This window comes from Collinsella sp. AM12-1 (genome assembly GCF_003472325.1).
Taxonomy (GTDB): Bacteria; Actinomycetota; Coriobacteriia; order Coriobacteriales; family Coriobacteriaceae; genus Collinsella.
Window position 1 is genome coordinate 222,169 of the sequence record NZ_QRLS01000001.1, and the last position, 14,465, is coordinate 236,633.

Genomic DNA, 14,465 nt, shown 5'->3' on the forward strand with positions numbered 1-14,465 from the left:
CATGGAGAGGACTCCGGCTCAAGGGCAAACCCAGCCCCGCAAAAAACGCCAGACGAAGATGCGTTCCGCCCTACCCCGCCACGCGCACGCTGGGGCACAAATCTGCCAGCGGACACTCGTCACACTTGGGTTTGCGGGCGTCGCAGATCTCGCGACCAAAGGTGATCCACTGATGGTTGACCGACTCCCAATACTCGTGCGGCAAAATCTTGAGCAGATCCTGCTCGGTCTTGAGCGGTTCCTTGGCATGCGTCTTGGGACTCAGCATCAGGCGGTGCGCAATGCGGTTGACGTGCGTGTCCACCGCAATACCCTCCACGATGCCATACCCCACGTTGAGCACGATGTTCGCCGTCTTGCGTCCCACGCCCGGCAGCTTCACGAGTTCCTTCATGTCGGCCGGCACCTCGCCGTCATAGTCGGCGACGATCATCTGCGCGGCCTCGACGGCATGCTTGGCTTTGCTCTTGTAGAAGCCGAGCGACTTGATGGTGTCTGCCACGTCAGCTACGCTCGCCCCGGCCATGGCCTCGGGCGTGGGCCACTGGGCAAACAGCCGCGGCGTCACTTTGTTGACCTGCGCATCGGTCGTTTGCGCCGAAAGCAGCACCGCGATCAGCAGGCGGAAGGGATTCTCGTGGTCCAAAAAGCACTCGACCGGGCCATAGCGACGGTTGAGGCGCTCACACACCTCGATGGCGCGCTCGCGCTTGGCGGCATTGGTCTCGCGTGGCATAACGACTCCTCGGCTCAACGGCACAATAAACTTATGGGCACAATTGTCCCACGTCCGAGACGTTTACGCCTCCAAGAATGCGCCGGTCTGACGGCTCCACAGGCTCGCGTACTCGCCGCCCGCCTCGACGAGCTGCACATGCGTGCCGTCCTCGACGATCTCGCCATCCGCCAGTACCACGATGCGGTCGAGCGCCGCCACGGTGGACAGGCGATGCGCCACCACAATGGAGGTGCGGCCGCGCATCAGGTTCTCGAGAGCTTCCTGCACCAGCGCCTCGGACTCGCTGTCCAGGGCAGAGGTCGCCTCGTCGAGCACCAGAATCGGCGCGTCGGTGAGAATCGCGCGGGCGATGGCCACGCGCTGACGCTGGCCGCCCGAGAGCTTGACGCCGCGCTCGCCCACCATGGTGTCAAAGCCACGAGGCAAGCGGTCGATAAACTCCAGGGCGTTGGCCAGGCGCGCAGCCTCGCGAATCTGCTCATCAGTGGCGTTGGGACGACCGTAGGCAATGTTTTCTCGAATGGAGCGGTGGAACAGCAGCGCTTCCTGCGGCACGTAGGCAACCTGGCGACGCAGGCTCTGCTGCGTGCAGTGCGAGACATCCTGACCGTCCACGAGCACGCGGCCGCCCTGAACATCGTCCAGACGCAGCAGCAGCTTGGTGAGCGTCGTCTTACCCGAGCCCGATTTGCCCACCAGGCCCACGCGCTGGCCCGCCGCCACATGAAGTGTCAGGTCATCGAACACGTTCTCGCCCGCCGCAGCGTCACGGTACGCAAAGCTCAGGTGCTCAAAATCAATCCCGCCCTCGGTCACTTTGAGCTCAGGGGCGTCCGGGTCGTCTGCCACCAAACGCGGCTCGTCCAGCACGCGCGTCATCTCGGCCGCATCGCCCAAAGCGCGGTTGATGCGCTGCATCATGGAACTCACGTAGTTCAGGCGCATGGTGAGGTTATAGGTGTAGGTAAAGATCATGACGAGCGAGCCGGCCGAGATGCCAAACCACGCGTTGCCACCCGCCACGAACACACTCACCACGGCCATGGTGATGACGATAAGGCCCGAGGTCGTAAAGTTGCGCTGCATCATGGCGTGCATCGAGACCGTCTCGGCATCGCGCGCGGCGCGGTCGGCGGTGTCGAACAGATCGCGTTCAAAGTCCTCGCGCCCGCAGGTCTTGACGGCCAAGATGTTCGTGACCGCGTCGGAGAGCACGCCCGAGAGCTTGTTCTGCGCGGCGGACGTCGCGGCCGAAAGCGGCATGATGCGCTTGTACATAAGCCAGACAAACGCGATGTAGACGACCATGATGCACACCAGGATCACGGTAAATGCGGGCACCACCGGGGCGAGTGCGGCCACGGTACAGATGACCGAGGTGATGGTGGGGATGAGCGAATACACCGTCACGTCCACCAGACCCGTGTAGCCGCTCATAAAACGGCTCGTCTGGCTCACGAGCGATCCGCCAAAGCGGCTGGTGTGGAATGTCATGGATTGATTGGAGAGCGTGTCAAAGCACAGGCGCGCCAGGTGATAGTTGCCCGCAATCTCGAGCTTGTAGACGGTGTAGTCCTGTAGCTTGGAGAGGATCTGACCCACCAGGTTAACGAGTACGAGCGCCAGAATGTAAGGGCCAAAGACCTCAAACACCTGGTCGCCCGCCACGGGGCCGGCTTGGACGCGGTCGACGATGAGGGCCATAACGTAGGTGTTGGCAAACGTGAGCAAAAAGATGTAACCCGCCGACGAGAACACCGAGAGAAAGACAATCAGCGGCTGTGTGCGCGTGACACCCCAAAACCGCTGCAGCGTGCGGCGCACGGTGGAGCGGCTGAGCGGACTGGTGCTTCTCTGAGACATGGGCTTCCTTTCGCATCTGATAGGGCGAAACGCCATTGTTGCACATTGAAGCGCACTTCAGGCAAGCGCGATGCGAAAAGCGCCCGCGCCGTGCTTGCGCAGGCGCCCCGCCGTCAGATGCAGCTAGTCCTCGTCTTTTTGGTCTGCGGGCAGGTCTGCGGACTCCAAGCCCAAAATCGCGTCGGCCTCCCGCGCGTCTTCCAGCGCGTCGATATCCTTGAGCTTGCGCTCCATAACGTTGGTGCGCGTGGTGATGATGCCCTCGACCGTTTTGCCCGCGGTCTCAATCTGCTGTTGGGCGCGACGCAGCGCCGCCTGATAGCGCGGCAGCTCGGCCTTGACGGCGGAAAGCACGCGCAGCACGTCGTCGGTACGTTTTTGCAGCCTAAACGTCTGGTAGCTCATCTGCAGGCTGTTGAGGATAGCCGCCATGGTGCTGGGGCCGGCAACGTTGACGTGATAGTCGCGGCCCAGGGTCTCGATAAGCCCAGGGCGGCTGACGACCTCGGCATACAGGCCCTCAAACGGAACGAACAGAACGCCAAAGTTGGTGGTCGCGGGCACGCTCAGGTACTTTTCGCAGATGTCCTTGGCCTCGCGTTTGACCATCGCATCGAGCGTCTTGCGCGCAGCGGCGACGGCCTCCGCGTCGCCCGACTCCTGGGCGTCGAGCAGATGCTCGTACGCATCACCCGGGAATTTGGAGTCAATCGGCAGCAGCACGGGGTCGCCCTCGTCTACCGGCAGCTTGACGGCAAACTCAACGCGCTCCGAGGCGCCGGGCTTGGTGGCGACGTTTTCCAGATACTGGTCGGGCGTAAGGATGTCCGCCAGGATCGCGCCCAGCTGCACCTCGCCCAAAATGCCGCGCGCCTTGACATTGCCCAGCACGCGTTTAAGGTCGCCCACGCCGGTGGCGATAGATTGCATATCGCCCAGGCCCTTGTACACGGCCTCGAGCTGGTCGCTTACCTGCTTAAACGATGCAGACAGGCGGTCGTTGAGCGTGCGGGAGAGTTTCTCGTCCACCGTTGCGCGCATCTGATCGAGCTGCACGCTGTTGTCCTTGCGGATGGCGCCCAGTTGGGCATCGACCGTCTCGCGCACCTTGTCCAAGCGGTGCTCGATGCCTTCGCGGTTGACACCGAGCTGCTGGACCGTCTCGCGGCGCAAGTCGTCCATGCGGTCGCCAGCCTGCGAGAACTCGCGCGCGACGGTCAGGTAACGCTGCTGCTCTACAGCGGCATCGGTCATCTGCTGCTGCGCAATGGCGTTTGCCGTACGGCGGGTTTCGGCCAGCGCGACGTTGAGGGCATCGAGCGTGCTGTTGGCCTGCTCGAGCGCCGCGAGCGTCTCCGCGTCGTTGCCGCCACGCTCCCGCAGCTCGGCACGAAGGCCTTTAAGCTGCAGGGCGCAAACCACAGCAACTCCCACCGCCACCAAGGCAATCACAACAAGCGCAATATCAATAGCAGACATAGACTTCCGCCCAACAAACCCAATCGATTATCAATCAAAACCGCGATCAATCTTACCCCGCCACACGCACCGGGCGCCCAGCCTCTTCTTGGGCGCTTCTCTCCTCCGCATATTCCATAATGCGGCGCGCTGTCTTCCTGCTCACTTTTGAGTCATCGCCGGCCAAGTATGCGTATACGTTTCCCTTATTCAGATTCAAATCGCGGCAGAGACCGTAGCGCGTTACGCCCGATTCCCCTAGCGCCCCCAATGTTCTTTTTCGCATCAGGGCGTTGATCCTTCTGTCCGCCACTGGCTTTTCCTTCACCGCTCTATACGCACGCCAAACGTTGGCATAACGGTTAGGGAGCTCACTTTTGGCGCATAGAGACGCCATGCCACCCGCTTGATCGTACAAGGACAAAACGCCTCGGTAATCCTCTTCCATCCACGAGCCCTCGGATAAACCCAGAACGTATTCGGCTTTTCCTTGCGCCAAAGCGAGCAAAAACAGAGGCTCCGCCACGCGCGGCGCAACCGTCGTCGCCTGCTCAACCAGTTTTCTAAAACTCAGCGACTGCTGTCCGGATAGCTCCCGGCAATAGCCTTTCAAAAATCCCTCAAAAGTCAGATTCAACCGAGCACCTCCTTTTTGTATTGCCTGTATGCGCAGACCATCTCTTGATAACTCCGCTCCGAAGGCGACGACGCCAGCGCCTCTCCATCGTCGAATATAAGCCGCTCGAGCAGATCCCAATCAAGTCGGTCGATAAATGTTCGACTATGGAGGTCGACGATGTCGTTCGGACGATAGGCATAAAGCTTCATCACCGCCAGATCCTCCAAAGATGGCGTAAAGTACCTGATAAAATGCGCCCCGATCTCCAATGGGATCAGTCGATCTTCGTAATTGAATGGCATCTGGTTGCAATATGCCACTACCATGCCATTCACCTCGGGGTATCGAGCTATGATCTCGCGGAGGCACCTGTCTGCCTCAAACACATCAATGTCATGTGTAACCGACCGATTCGTCACATCGTTTAGCATGAAGGCGCTTCCTCCCACCAATACAACGCTCGGCCTATCGTCTCTTGGACCTATTTCCAGCTCCGCCTCTTCGTCAATATCCAAAAGAGTCTGCTCTAAATCCTGCTTATACATAGCAAATCCTAATATTATTCATCTTCAATAATACTATTCAGTCGCACGACAGGACCCACAGGATGCAAGGATTCCACTCGTGGCGATAATCCCTACACCCTAGAAGTCCCAATGCGACAAACGCTAGCTCTCCCAGCCGGCGCGGATGGTTGTTATGACGTCACCTAGGCGCTGACCCAGGGCCGCTAGATGCTGGAGCACCTCATTGGGCGTGGCACCGTTGAGGATGCACGTGAGGCTATATGACGCCAGAAAGATGGCCGCAAGCCCCAACGGGATGAGCACGATCATCGCCAACGTACGCAGGCGCTGGGCCCAGCGACGGCGACGCGCACGATGCTTGTCGAACGCGAGCTCCTGCGCATATGAATCTTGCTGTACGGAATAGGCCTCTGGCGCCGATTCACACCCGGGCACAGCTGCAGGTACAGCAGCGGGCACGACATTTTGCGCAAAGGGCTGGGCTGCCGCCCCTTGCATTTGCATCTCCATGAGTCGTTGCTGCTGACGCAGCATGCGCTCAGCTTGTCGCTGCGGAATCTCAAGAAACAGATCCATGCTGGCCTCCAAAATCGGAGCATTCGACGCTTACGACCAGCATCCCGCACCGCCATGACCGCGACAACGCAATCGCCGGCAATAGCCACAAAGTTTCTTTTGCTCAAAAGCTGTCGAAAAGCTCAACAACTCCCCTACCAGCACTTTCTCTGAGCTTTTTTCGCCAGCAATCTTTTGGCCTTCCACTCTTACGCCAACTGACCAAAATCTAACCAATAGCTTGACGAAAATTGTGGAGACCGGGACCCCACAAAAACGTGCCGTCCCAAAAAGGGGCGGCACACAACCTTTAATATCAGCTTTTCTGTAGCGAGCACGCGACGACCGGGAGCCGGAGCGCAGGGCGGGGAAATACCTTTGCCTCGCGCGACTCTGCGAAGCCGTGAGCGAGAGGGAAAGGTATTTCCCCGCCCTGCGCTCCGCAGCAGCCAGCGCCAAGCGCTAGTAGTTCACCACCTGCTCCTCAAAGTACGCCTTGGGGTGGTTACACACCGGGCACACCTCAGGTGCCTCGGCACCAACGTGCAGATGTCCGCAGTTCAGGCACTTCCACACCTTCACGCCCTCACGCTCAAACACCTCGCCCGACTCGATGCGCTCGACGAGCTTGTTGTAGCGCTCCTCGTGGGCCTTCTCGACGGCGGCGACACCACGGAACTTTGCGGCAATCTCGGTAAAGCCCTCTTCCTCGGCGGTCTTGGCAAACTCGTCGTACATCGTGGTCCACTCGTAGTTCTCACCCGCGGCGGCATCGCGCAGATTGTCCAGGGTATCGGGGACGGCGCCATCGTGCAGATACTTAAACCACAGTTTGGCGTGCTCGGACTCGTTGCCAGCCGTCTCGGCAAAGATGTTCGAGATCTGAACGTAGCCGTCCTTCTTTGCCTTGGAGGCATAGTAGCGATACTTGGTGTGTGCCTGGGACTCACCGGCAAAAGCGGTCTCGAGGTTCTTCTTGGTTTGGGAATTCTCAAAATCCATAGGTGTACTTCCCTTCAACGCATGCCGCCCGTAGGCTTCGAGCGGCCTCGTCTTTAGGATGCCCTCATGTCGGAAATCTAAACCTTACAATCCTGTTCTTCAGATTTGCACGGGCTAGATGCTCAGCCAGCGATCGCCCTCGGCTCGGCAAAAGCCCTCACGCTCCAGGTCGGCCAGAATGCCCGCGACAAGCTCGCGCTCGACCGGCCCGCGCCCAGCCGCCGCTTCCATATCGTTAACGCCCACCACGGCATCAGCAAGCATAATCCCCGCCGGTTGGCCATCGCGCGCTGCCAGCAACATGCGCACGATATGCGCGCGCTTTTGGCGACGTGAGCCCTCAAACTTTGATTGACGGCTATAGCCCGCCGAGCGCCTGGACGGATTGGGCAACGTCTTTTTTAGATATGCGCCGTAATCCAGCAACGCGTAATACCACGCGCGTGGCGTGTCGGCATCATCGAGCGGCACGGCAAAGGGAGCGATCTCGTCGGTCGCCGCACCGGGGACCGCCGGACAGGCCGCCTGAATCAGCGGCACCAGCTCGCGGTCGGGAACAGCCGGTACATCGGGAAAGAAGTGATGCAGAAAGACCGTGCGCACGTTGGTCTCCAGATACACGCCTGGAAGGTCAAACGCAAACGACCGGATACCTTGCGCCGTTGCCGGGCCAATACCAGGCAGAGCGACCAAGTCACGCGTCTCACGCGGAAACTCACCGTCCCAGTCCTCCACAACGCGCTGAGCGGCCTTGTGGAGCGCCAGAGCGCGTCGGTTGTAGCCCATGCCCTGCCAAGCGTCCAAAACATCGGAAGGCGCGGCTTGGGCAAGCGCCTGCACGGTCGGAAAGCGATCGAGCCACGCCGGCATACGCGTCTCCACGCGTGGCACCTGTGTTTGCTGCAACATGACCTCAGAAAGCCAAATGATGTACGGATCGCGCGTGCGGCGCCACGGAAGGTCGCGATAGCGCAGGACCCCTTCCGAACGAATCATCGAACGAAAGGGGTCCTGAATCATATCTATGCTCCTTATGCGGCGCTATTCCTCCCGGCATGTATACGCACAGGTGGCGTACTCGGGAAACGCTTCGCGGTCGGCGAACTTGGGATCGACGGCCGGGAACTGGCGGTGAGCGACGATGTCGCCGAGCGAAACGGAATCGAGGTAGTCGCGCATCAACGCTTGAGCTCCGGCCCACAGGGGATGATAGCAGCACGTGCCCATGCGCGCACAGTCGCCATCGGGTGCGGTGCAATCATTCATAACCATAGGGCCCTGAACGGCCTCGACGACCTGACGAATGGTGACGTCGTCCGGACTGACCTTGAGACGCATGCCACCGTGGACGCCACGCAGGCTCTCCACAATACCGGCCTGGACCAAACCGTGCTGAATCGAGCGGGCAAACGAATACGGAACATTGACCTCTTCGGCAGCGGTGCGAACAGAAAGCAAACGCTCCGGATCCTCGGCAAGCATCGCCAGCATACGAAGGGCGTAATCAGTCTTCCTCGATATGTCCATTTTTCCCCTTTCAAGGAATACGAACAGCTCGAACGAGCTCCGGGGCCGAGCTTGTGTCGAGACGCTAAATGACCGCTAGGACATCCAAATGGTAAATCGGATATCCACTGAGTGCCGCGCTTGGAGCGAAATGCATCAGATGCGGCCTACAGTGCAATTTAGTATAACCTAACCCCCTGTCTCGTTGAACAGGTGTTGCGCAACAAAGCTGTTGTTTAGACAGATATGCTTATTAGATTTTACTTGCGTTCCCGAAGGGGCGGGGATTCTGGGCGAAGATGCGCCAGGGCGATCGTTCTATCGAAACAAAGTGCATCAAACGCAAAAAGCCACGTCCGAAGACGTGGCTTTAATTGCGTTGGCGGGAAGTACGGGGCTCGAACCCGCGACCTCCGACGTGACAGGCCGGCGCTCTAACCAAACTGAGCTAACTCCCCAGGCAGTCGTTCGCGTTTGTTTCCGCTCGCGTGCGCTGCGGGGATTAGTATACACAGAAGTCTGTCCGGCGCGCAACAACTTTTTTGAAAAAATTTTTGGGGCCATCCGGGAGGGTCTCCGGGGCTGGGGGCGGGGGTTAAGTTTGCTGCTCTACAGTCCTGCGCAAGACGGAAAGCACATTAAGTGCTTTCCTTTGCGTGCGGAACTCGCGACAAACTTAACCCCCGCCCGCAGCCCCGGAGACCCTCCCTGCCGTCACTTTGTTCGAGTCGTTGTTGTTCCTCGCCGCTTCGCGGCTCGGCGGCCCCGTTCTCCGCGGCGGGGTTTGTCTAAGGATCTTGCTGAAGCTCTGCCTTTGGCTCAAATGAAAACGGGGGACGCATCTGCATCCCCCGTTTTTGTTGCGGTTAGTCCAAGTCAATAAACTTGGTACTTATGACATGGCCGTCTTTGACGAGCATTCTGGCCATGGTGGGGCCTCGGGTGCCTCTGGGGTAGCTGGCGCTGCCCGGGTTGAGGACTAGGCAGCGGCCCACTTGGGCTTCTTTGGTTACGTGGGTGTGGCCGTTGATGGCTACGTCTACGGATCCCACCGGAAGGTCTTCGCGGTAATGGGCTACGGCGAATTTGAGGCCTTCGTAGGTAAAGAGCGCAAGACGGTCTACATCGGGGCCGTAGTCGCGGTAGTAATCGTTGTTGCCCAATACGGCCCGCACAGGGGCGATGGTGCACAGGTGCTCGTAGTCCATCTCTGACGTGAGGTCGCCGGCGTGGATGATCAGGTCTGCGCCCTCAAGCTCATCCAAGAGCGCAGGCGATAAATAGCCGTGGGTGTCCGAGATGATGTCGATACGCTTGGCGCTTGCACTGTTCATGGGATCCCTTCCGCAAAAAACGATTCGGCAGATACATACAAAAAAGGCCCCACGGCTCCGCAGACGATGGGTCTACAGGGCTGCGGGGCCAGTGTGCTAGAGACTCAGGGCCTTCTTGAGCGGCACGACGCGGCGGCGCGAAACCGGCACGCGTTCGTCGACGCCCGTAATGCCCAGCTGGATGGCGCCCGAGGGCACCGTCTCGACGTCCGTAACGCACGCCAAGTTGACGATATAGCGGCGGTGAACACGGAAGAAGCCAAAGTCGCAGAGCTTGGCCTCAAACTGCGCCAGCGAGGTCGTCGACAAAAAACGATCATCGACGGTATAGATGCAGGAGTAATCGTCCTTGGCCATGATAAAGCGAATGTCGTCCACGGGAATGAGCACCTTGCGGCCGCCCTTTTCCACCGGGATACGCTCGATGGTCACCTTGCTGTCCGTAACCGGCTTGGCGCGTTGCATGACCTTCTCGATCGCGCGATCCAACCGAGCTTCCTCAACCGGCTTCATCAGATAATCGACGGCATCCACGTCGAATGCCTCGACCGCATGGTCACTATACGCAGTCACAAACACGATCGCCGGCGGATTTTTGAGCTTATGCAGCGCCTCGGCAAGTTGCAGGCCCGAGGCACCGGGCATCGAGATATCGAGAAACACGACATCCACGCGACTTTCCATAAGCATCTCGATGGCGGAGCGGACGCTCGACGCCTCCGTGATCGTGCCGATCTTGCCCGTTTGCTCGAGCAGGAAGCGAAGCTCCGAGCGAGCCGGCGCCTCATCATCCACAATCATCGCACGCAGCATAGGGATAAAACCTTTCGTCAACTAACTACGCCGGGCATCCGTCGCATGACGTTGAGCCCGTAGCCTTTTATTTTACTCTTGAATGTCAAAGATGCTCTCTGACAAATCAAGATGAAGGAGCACTTTGGTGCCCTTGCCCGGCGCCGATTCGACACGCGTATAGGAGTGCGGCCCATAAAAGCGATGGATGCGCTCCGAAATATTGTGCATGGCCACACCGGCGCCGCCACCCTGGGGAGAGCTGGCGTCGGGACGGGCAGAGCGCTCGTCAAACAGTCTGGCGGCGGTACCCTCATCCATGCCCACGCCATTATCGGCCACGGCAATCAAGATTGCATCCTCGCCGTCTTGGTGAACGGTCACGTCGATCCTCAGGGCGTCGTCATCGCCCATACCATGACGTACGGCGTTCTCGACAATCGGCTGGATCACGAACGCCGGCACCAGCGTATCTTCCACGTCCTCGGACACATCGAACGTCGCAAGCACGCGGTCCTCGCCAAAGCGGGCCTTCTCAAAGGTAAGGTAGCGCTTGGTCTGTGCGACCTCGCGCGAGACCGGAATAAGCGATCCCGAGTTGTCGAGCGTGGCACGATAGAACGATGAGAACTCACGAAGCAGTTCGCGGGCCCGCAGCGGGTCGGTGCGCGTAAACGATGCAATGGTGTTCAGCGTGTTGAACAGGAAGTGCGGGTTAATCTGCGCCTGCAGCGCACGCACCTCGGCGCGCGCCGTGAGCTCCTTTTGCACCTCGAGCTCGTGGATGGCGAGCTGTGTGGACAAGATCTCGGCAAAGCCCGAGGCAAGCGCGTACTGGGTACGGTCGACGGCGCGCGGGGTCTTGTAGTAGAACTTGAGCGTACCGACGGTACGATCGCCCACCTTGATGGGGGCGATAATGCCGGCGGGGACTTGGTTGTGCGAGCCGTCCGAGCCCACGACATCCACCATACGGTTGAACGACTGCACGATGCCATGTTCGATAACGTAGCGTGTGGCAAGCGTGTGGATGGGAGTATCGGGCAGCAGTTTTTCCTCAAACTCGCCCGCGCAGGCAAGCACGTTGTCCTCGTCGGTGATGGCCACCGTCATGGCGCGCGTCTCGGGCAAAATGCGCCGGCACACCAAACGCGCCGACTCCTGCGTCAGACCGCCCTTAATGTCCTCGAGCATGGCCGAGGCCACCGAGAGCGTCTCCTCGGTGTACTGGGAGCGCACCGAATCGGGATTGAGCGTCAAAAAGATAAAGATGCACAGAAAGATGCACAGCAGCGCGCAGGCAATCACCGTGGCGATCGGCTCGATACCGGTCACCAAGGCGAAAATAAAGTACACCAGCACGCAAATGGCGCAGGCGACGGCAATGATGCGAAAGATTGATATTGAACTATCGCGCTGGGCGCGGCGGTCGATCATTCGGCCCCCTCCAGAATACTGATCAGTTGTGCGTCACGCCAAAGCCCGTCCATGATCTTGGGCCAAAAGCTCTGGAAACGCAGATAGCTTGCAGCGTTTTGGCGCGCATAGGCCTTTGCCTCGTCGATACCATGGCGCCAGATGCGCAGGTAGCCCTCATGCTCGCGGGTAAACACGCTGCGGACCATAGCGGTCTTGCGCACGCGGTCGTCGAGCTCGCGCGAAATCCACGGGCCCGGGTAGGGCATGAGCGATGCCGCCGTAACGGGGATGAGCTCCTTTTGATGCGCGGCGAACGTCAACTTGGCCCGTTCGTAGTACCAACGGTATACATCCTGCATAAAGCGCGGTGAGCGCTTTTCGGACTCCGGAGGCAGATGGCGCACGGTCCACTCGTTATCAAACCACACGTCGTAGCCAAACATACGCATGTTAAAGAGGTAATCCAAGTCCTCGCCGCGGGTGATAAACGGGTCAAAGGCCACACGCGTAAAGGCGCGGGCGTGCAGGGCCATCAGGCCGCCGCACACGTAGTTGGAGCGCGAGATGCGGGTGCCCGAGAGCGCCTTTTTCATCCAACGGTTGAACTCGATGCGCTTGGTCCACCAACGATGGCAGATGCCCGCCTTGTCCGTGGGAGCCAGCGGCGAGCCGTCGCGATCGTAGAAATAGCCGCTCTTGACCAAGATCGGCAGGCCCTGACGCGTCTGCTGACCCAGCGCGTAGGTCGCGCGCTTCATAAAGTCGGCATCGATGACAGTCTCATCGTCATCCAAAAAGATAACCGCGTCATGCCCCAGCACAGCGGCAACAGCTAGCCCCATGTTGCGGATGGCACCGTAGCCTCGCAGGCTCACGCACTCGCCCGAACCCTTAGGCGCGATCTGAGCAACCCGGTCTGCGATGCGCGAGGCCTGGGTGTTGGTGACAACGGTGACCTTGAGCGTGGGATGCGCGTCGACAATCTCGTGCACGCGCAGCGACACATCGGCTGTGGCAGAAACGGGACAGACCACCAAAAGGATGATGCGCGGGATGTCACGTACCTGCTCAAGCGAGGCCAGGCAGCGGTCGAGTTCGGGATTGTCGGCGTTGAGTCGCGTCGAATGGTCATAGGTGCCAGGGGCGTTTGCGCAAGCGTCATCGCCCGCCCAATACGTTGGAATCACGACCGTGGCGTTCATGCCTTACCCTCCCTGCAACACAAAAACGGGACGCCGCCAAACACAGGCGACGCCCCGCGACCTAGCTGATTCCATCATACCCACTTGGGCAAATCATTGCTCGCAAGTCGCAATGTTTATTGCGGATAACCCCAAAAGAGTACCGTGGACAGGCACAATAGCCGCTCGCTCCTATGCGGCATGCTCTGCCGCCCGAGTCATGCGGGACAGGCGGACCAGCAGCATAAAGCCAACGACCAGCAGCACACCAATGGAAAGGACGCCCAGCGACGGGTTGCCGGTCAGCGAGGTGACGACCGACACCAGGAAGGTGCCCATAACGCTTGCATAACGACCAAAGATGTCAAAGAAGCCGTAGTACTCGTTGGACTTTTCCTTGGGAATAATGCGGCCAAAGTAGCTACGGCTGAGCGCCTGCACGCCGCCCTGGAACAGGCCGACCAAAATGGCAAGCACCCAGAATTCAAAGGCGGTCTTGAGGAAGAACGCGGCAAAGAGCACGATGCCCATATAGGCGGCGACTGCCACCAAGATCATGTTGAGCGTGCCCACGCGGCCGGCGAGCTTGCCGTAAATGATGGCAGACGGAAAAGCAACAAACTGCGTGACGAGCAGCGCCAGGACCAGCTGCGTCGAATCGATGCCCAAGGCCGATCCGTAACTGGTGGCCATAGAAATGACCGTGTGCACACCGTCGATATAGAAGAAGAACGCGATCATGTAGACCAGCACGGTCTTGTTGTGGGCGATCTCGCGCATGGTGTGTCCGACCTCGGAGAACACACCGCCCACGATGTGGCCGATGGTGTCCTCGGGACCGCGCTCGCGACCGTACTTTTGCTTATAGGTGCGAATGAGCGGCAGGGTAAAGATGAGCCACCAGGCACCAGTGATGATAAACGACAGACGCGTTGCCAGCATGGTGGGGACGCCAAGAGCGGGGCCACCCATGATGAGCGCAAGGCAGATGACGAACGGCACGGTGGAACCGATGTAGCCCCAGGCATAGCCCGAGCTGGACACGGCGTCCATGCGCTCGTCGGTGGTAATGTCGGGCAGCATGGCGTCGTAGAACGTCATAGAAGAGTTAAGGCCGATGGTGCACAGCACGTACACGGTCAAAAATGCCATGGCGGACATTGGGATAGCCTGCGCCAGGCAGAGCACCAGGCCCGTGAGGAAGAAGCCCAAGAAGAACTTGATCTTGTTGCCGGCGTAGTCGGCAAGCGCGCCCAGAATGGGCATGAGCATGGCGATGACCAGCGAGGCGATCGTCTGCGCATTGCCCCAGGCGACCACCAGGTCTGCCGAGGAAGCACCGGTATTGATGGCGTTAAAGTAGATGGGCACCACCGAGGTATTGAGCAGCACGAGGGCCGAGTTTCCCACATCGTACATAACCCAGTTACGCTCGAGCTTGGTGTATTTCATGGACAGGGCCCCTTCGTA

At 59.5% G+C, this 14,465-nt stretch carries 14 protein-coding genes and 1 tRNA gene; all 15 read right to left on the minus strand.

Going from position 1 to position 14,465, the window contains the following annotated elements:
- Positions 1–70 precede the first annotated feature (70 nt).
- Positions 71–736, minus strand: coding sequence for an endonuclease III (gene nth / locus DW136_RS00905; protein WP_117800586.1), 666 nt, complete (start codon positions 734–736; stop codon positions 71–73).
- A gap of 63 nt (positions 737–799) precedes the next feature.
- Positions 800–2,602 (minus strand): ABC transporter ATP-binding protein, encoded by a 1,803-nt coding sequence (locus tag DW136_RS00910; protein WP_118288878.1) that lies wholly within the window; start codon positions 2,600–2,602, stop codon positions 800–802.
- A 123-nt stretch (positions 2,603–2,725) separates the two neighbouring features.
- Positions 2,726–4,081 carry a DNA recombination protein RmuC gene (gene rmuC, locus DW136_RS00915; RefSeq protein WP_118288879.1) on the minus strand — a complete coding sequence of 452 codons (1,356 nt, stop codon included), beginning with the start codon at positions 4,079–4,081 and terminating at the stop codon, positions 2,726–2,728.
- A gap of 52 nt (positions 4,082–4,133) precedes the next feature.
- Complete coding sequence (locus tag DW136_RS00920; protein WP_118288880.1) at positions 4,134–4,697, minus strand: transcriptional regulator; 564 nt, start codon at positions 4,695–4,697, stop codon at positions 4,134–4,136.
- Positions 4,694–5,224 carry a DUF6036 family nucleotidyltransferase gene (locus DW136_RS00925; RefSeq protein ID WP_118288881.1) on the minus strand — a complete coding sequence of 177 codons (531 nt, stop codon included), beginning with the start codon at positions 5,222–5,224 and terminating at the stop codon, positions 4,694–4,696. The genes DW136_RS00920 and DW136_RS00925 overlap by 4 nt, the downstream gene beginning before the upstream one ends.
- A gap of 123 nt (positions 5,225–5,347) precedes the next feature.
- Positions 5,348–5,782, minus strand: a complete 435-nt coding sequence (locus DW136_RS00930; protein WP_118288882.1) for a hypothetical protein — start codon at positions 5,780–5,782, stop codon at positions 5,348–5,350.
- A 441-nt stretch (positions 5,783–6,223) separates the two neighbouring features.
- Positions 6,224–6,763, minus strand: coding sequence for a rubrerythrin (rbr, locus tag DW136_RS00935; protein ID WP_118288883.1), 540 nt, complete (start codon positions 6,761–6,763; stop codon positions 6,224–6,226).
- 114 nt (positions 6,764–6,877) lie between these two features.
- Positions 6,878–7,783, minus strand: a complete 906-nt coding sequence (locus DW136_RS00940) for an adenine glycosylase (protein WP_117817011.1) — start codon at positions 7,781–7,783, stop codon at positions 6,878–6,880.
- Positions 7,784–7,804: 21 nt separating this feature from the next.
- Complete coding sequence (locus DW136_RS00945) at positions 7,805–8,290, minus strand: Rrf2 family transcriptional regulator (RefSeq protein ID WP_117564951.1); 486 nt, start codon at positions 8,288–8,290, stop codon at positions 7,805–7,807.
- A 359-nt stretch (positions 8,291–8,649) separates the two neighbouring features.
- Positions 8,650–8,727: transfer RNA gene (locus tag DW136_RS00950), tRNA-Asp, on the minus strand.
- Between the two features lie 408 nt (positions 8,728–9,135).
- Positions 9,136–9,603, minus strand: coding sequence for a YfcE family phosphodiesterase (locus DW136_RS00955; RefSeq protein WP_117564950.1), 468 nt, complete (start codon positions 9,601–9,603; stop codon positions 9,136–9,138).
- Positions 9,604–9,699: 96 nt separating this feature from the next.
- Positions 9,700–10,416, minus strand: coding sequence for a LytTR family DNA-binding domain-containing protein (locus DW136_RS00960; protein ID WP_006235156.1), 717 nt, complete (start codon positions 10,414–10,416; stop codon positions 9,700–9,702).
- 72 nt (positions 10,417–10,488) lie between these two features.
- On the minus strand, positions 10,489–11,832 hold the full coding sequence (locus DW136_RS00965; RefSeq protein WP_006235157.1) for a histidine kinase: 1,344 nt from the start codon (positions 11,830–11,832) through the stop codon (positions 10,489–10,491).
- Positions 11,829–13,016, minus strand: coding sequence for a glycosyltransferase (locus DW136_RS00970; protein ID WP_118288884.1), 1,188 nt, complete (start codon positions 13,014–13,016; stop codon positions 11,829–11,831). Before DW136_RS00970 ends, DW136_RS00965 begins: the two co-directional genes overlap by 4 nt.
- A gap of 171 nt (positions 13,017–13,187) precedes the next feature.
- Positions 13,188–14,447 (minus strand): MFS transporter, encoded by a 1,260-nt coding sequence (locus DW136_RS00975; protein WP_117767335.1) that lies wholly within the window; start codon positions 14,445–14,447, stop codon positions 13,188–13,190.
- Positions 14,448–14,465 lie beyond the last annotated feature (18 nt).

Excerpts from the sequence above, each read along its gene's own strand:
- nth (WP_117800586.1), bottom strand. The coding sequence starts at position 736 with ATGCCACGCGAGACCAATGCCGCCAAGCGCGAGCGCGCCATCGAGGTG.
- DW136_RS00910 (WP_118288878.1), bottom strand. The coding sequence starts at position 2,602 with ATGTCTCAGAGAAGCACCAGTCCGCTCAGCCGCTCCACCGTGCGCCGC.
- rmuC (WP_118288879.1), bottom strand. The coding sequence starts at position 4,081 with ATGTCTGCTATTGATATTGCGCTTGTTGTGATTGCCTTGGTGGCGGTG.
- DW136_RS00925 (WP_118288881.1), bottom strand. The coding sequence starts at position 5,224 with ATGTATAAGCAGGATTTAGAGCAGACTCTTTTGGATATTGACGAAGAG.
- DW136_RS00930 (WP_118288882.1), bottom strand. The coding sequence starts at position 5,782 with ATGGATCTGTTTCTTGAGATTCCGCAGCGACAAGCTGAGCGCATGCTG.
- rbr (WP_118288883.1), bottom strand. The coding sequence starts at position 6,763 with ATGGATTTTGAGAATTCCCAAACCAAGAAGAACCTCGAGACCGCTTTT.
- DW136_RS00940 (WP_117817011.1), bottom strand. The coding sequence starts at position 7,783 with ATGATTCAGGACCCCTTTCGTTCGATGATTCGTTCGGAAGGGGTCCTG.
- DW136_RS00945 (WP_117564951.1), bottom strand. The coding sequence starts at position 8,290 with ATGGACATATCGAGGAAGACTGATTACGCCCTTCGTATGCTGGCGATG.
- DW136_RS00955 (WP_117564950.1), bottom strand. The coding sequence starts at position 9,603 with ATGAACAGTGCAAGCGCCAAGCGTATCGACATCATCTCGGACACCCAC.
- DW136_RS00960 (WP_006235156.1), bottom strand. The coding sequence starts at position 10,416 with ATGCTGCGTGCGATGATTGTGGATGATGAGGCGCCGGCTCGCTCGGAG.
- DW136_RS00965 (WP_006235157.1), bottom strand. The coding sequence starts at position 11,832 with ATGATCGACCGCCGCGCCCAGCGCGATAGTTCAATATCAATCTTTCGC.
- DW136_RS00970 (WP_118288884.1), bottom strand. The coding sequence starts at position 13,016 with ATGAACGCCACGGTCGTGATTCCAACGTATTGGGCGGGCGATGACGCT.
- DW136_RS00975 (WP_117767335.1), bottom strand. The coding sequence starts at position 14,447 with ATGAAATACACCAAGCTCGAGCGTAACTGGGTTATGTACGATGTGGGA.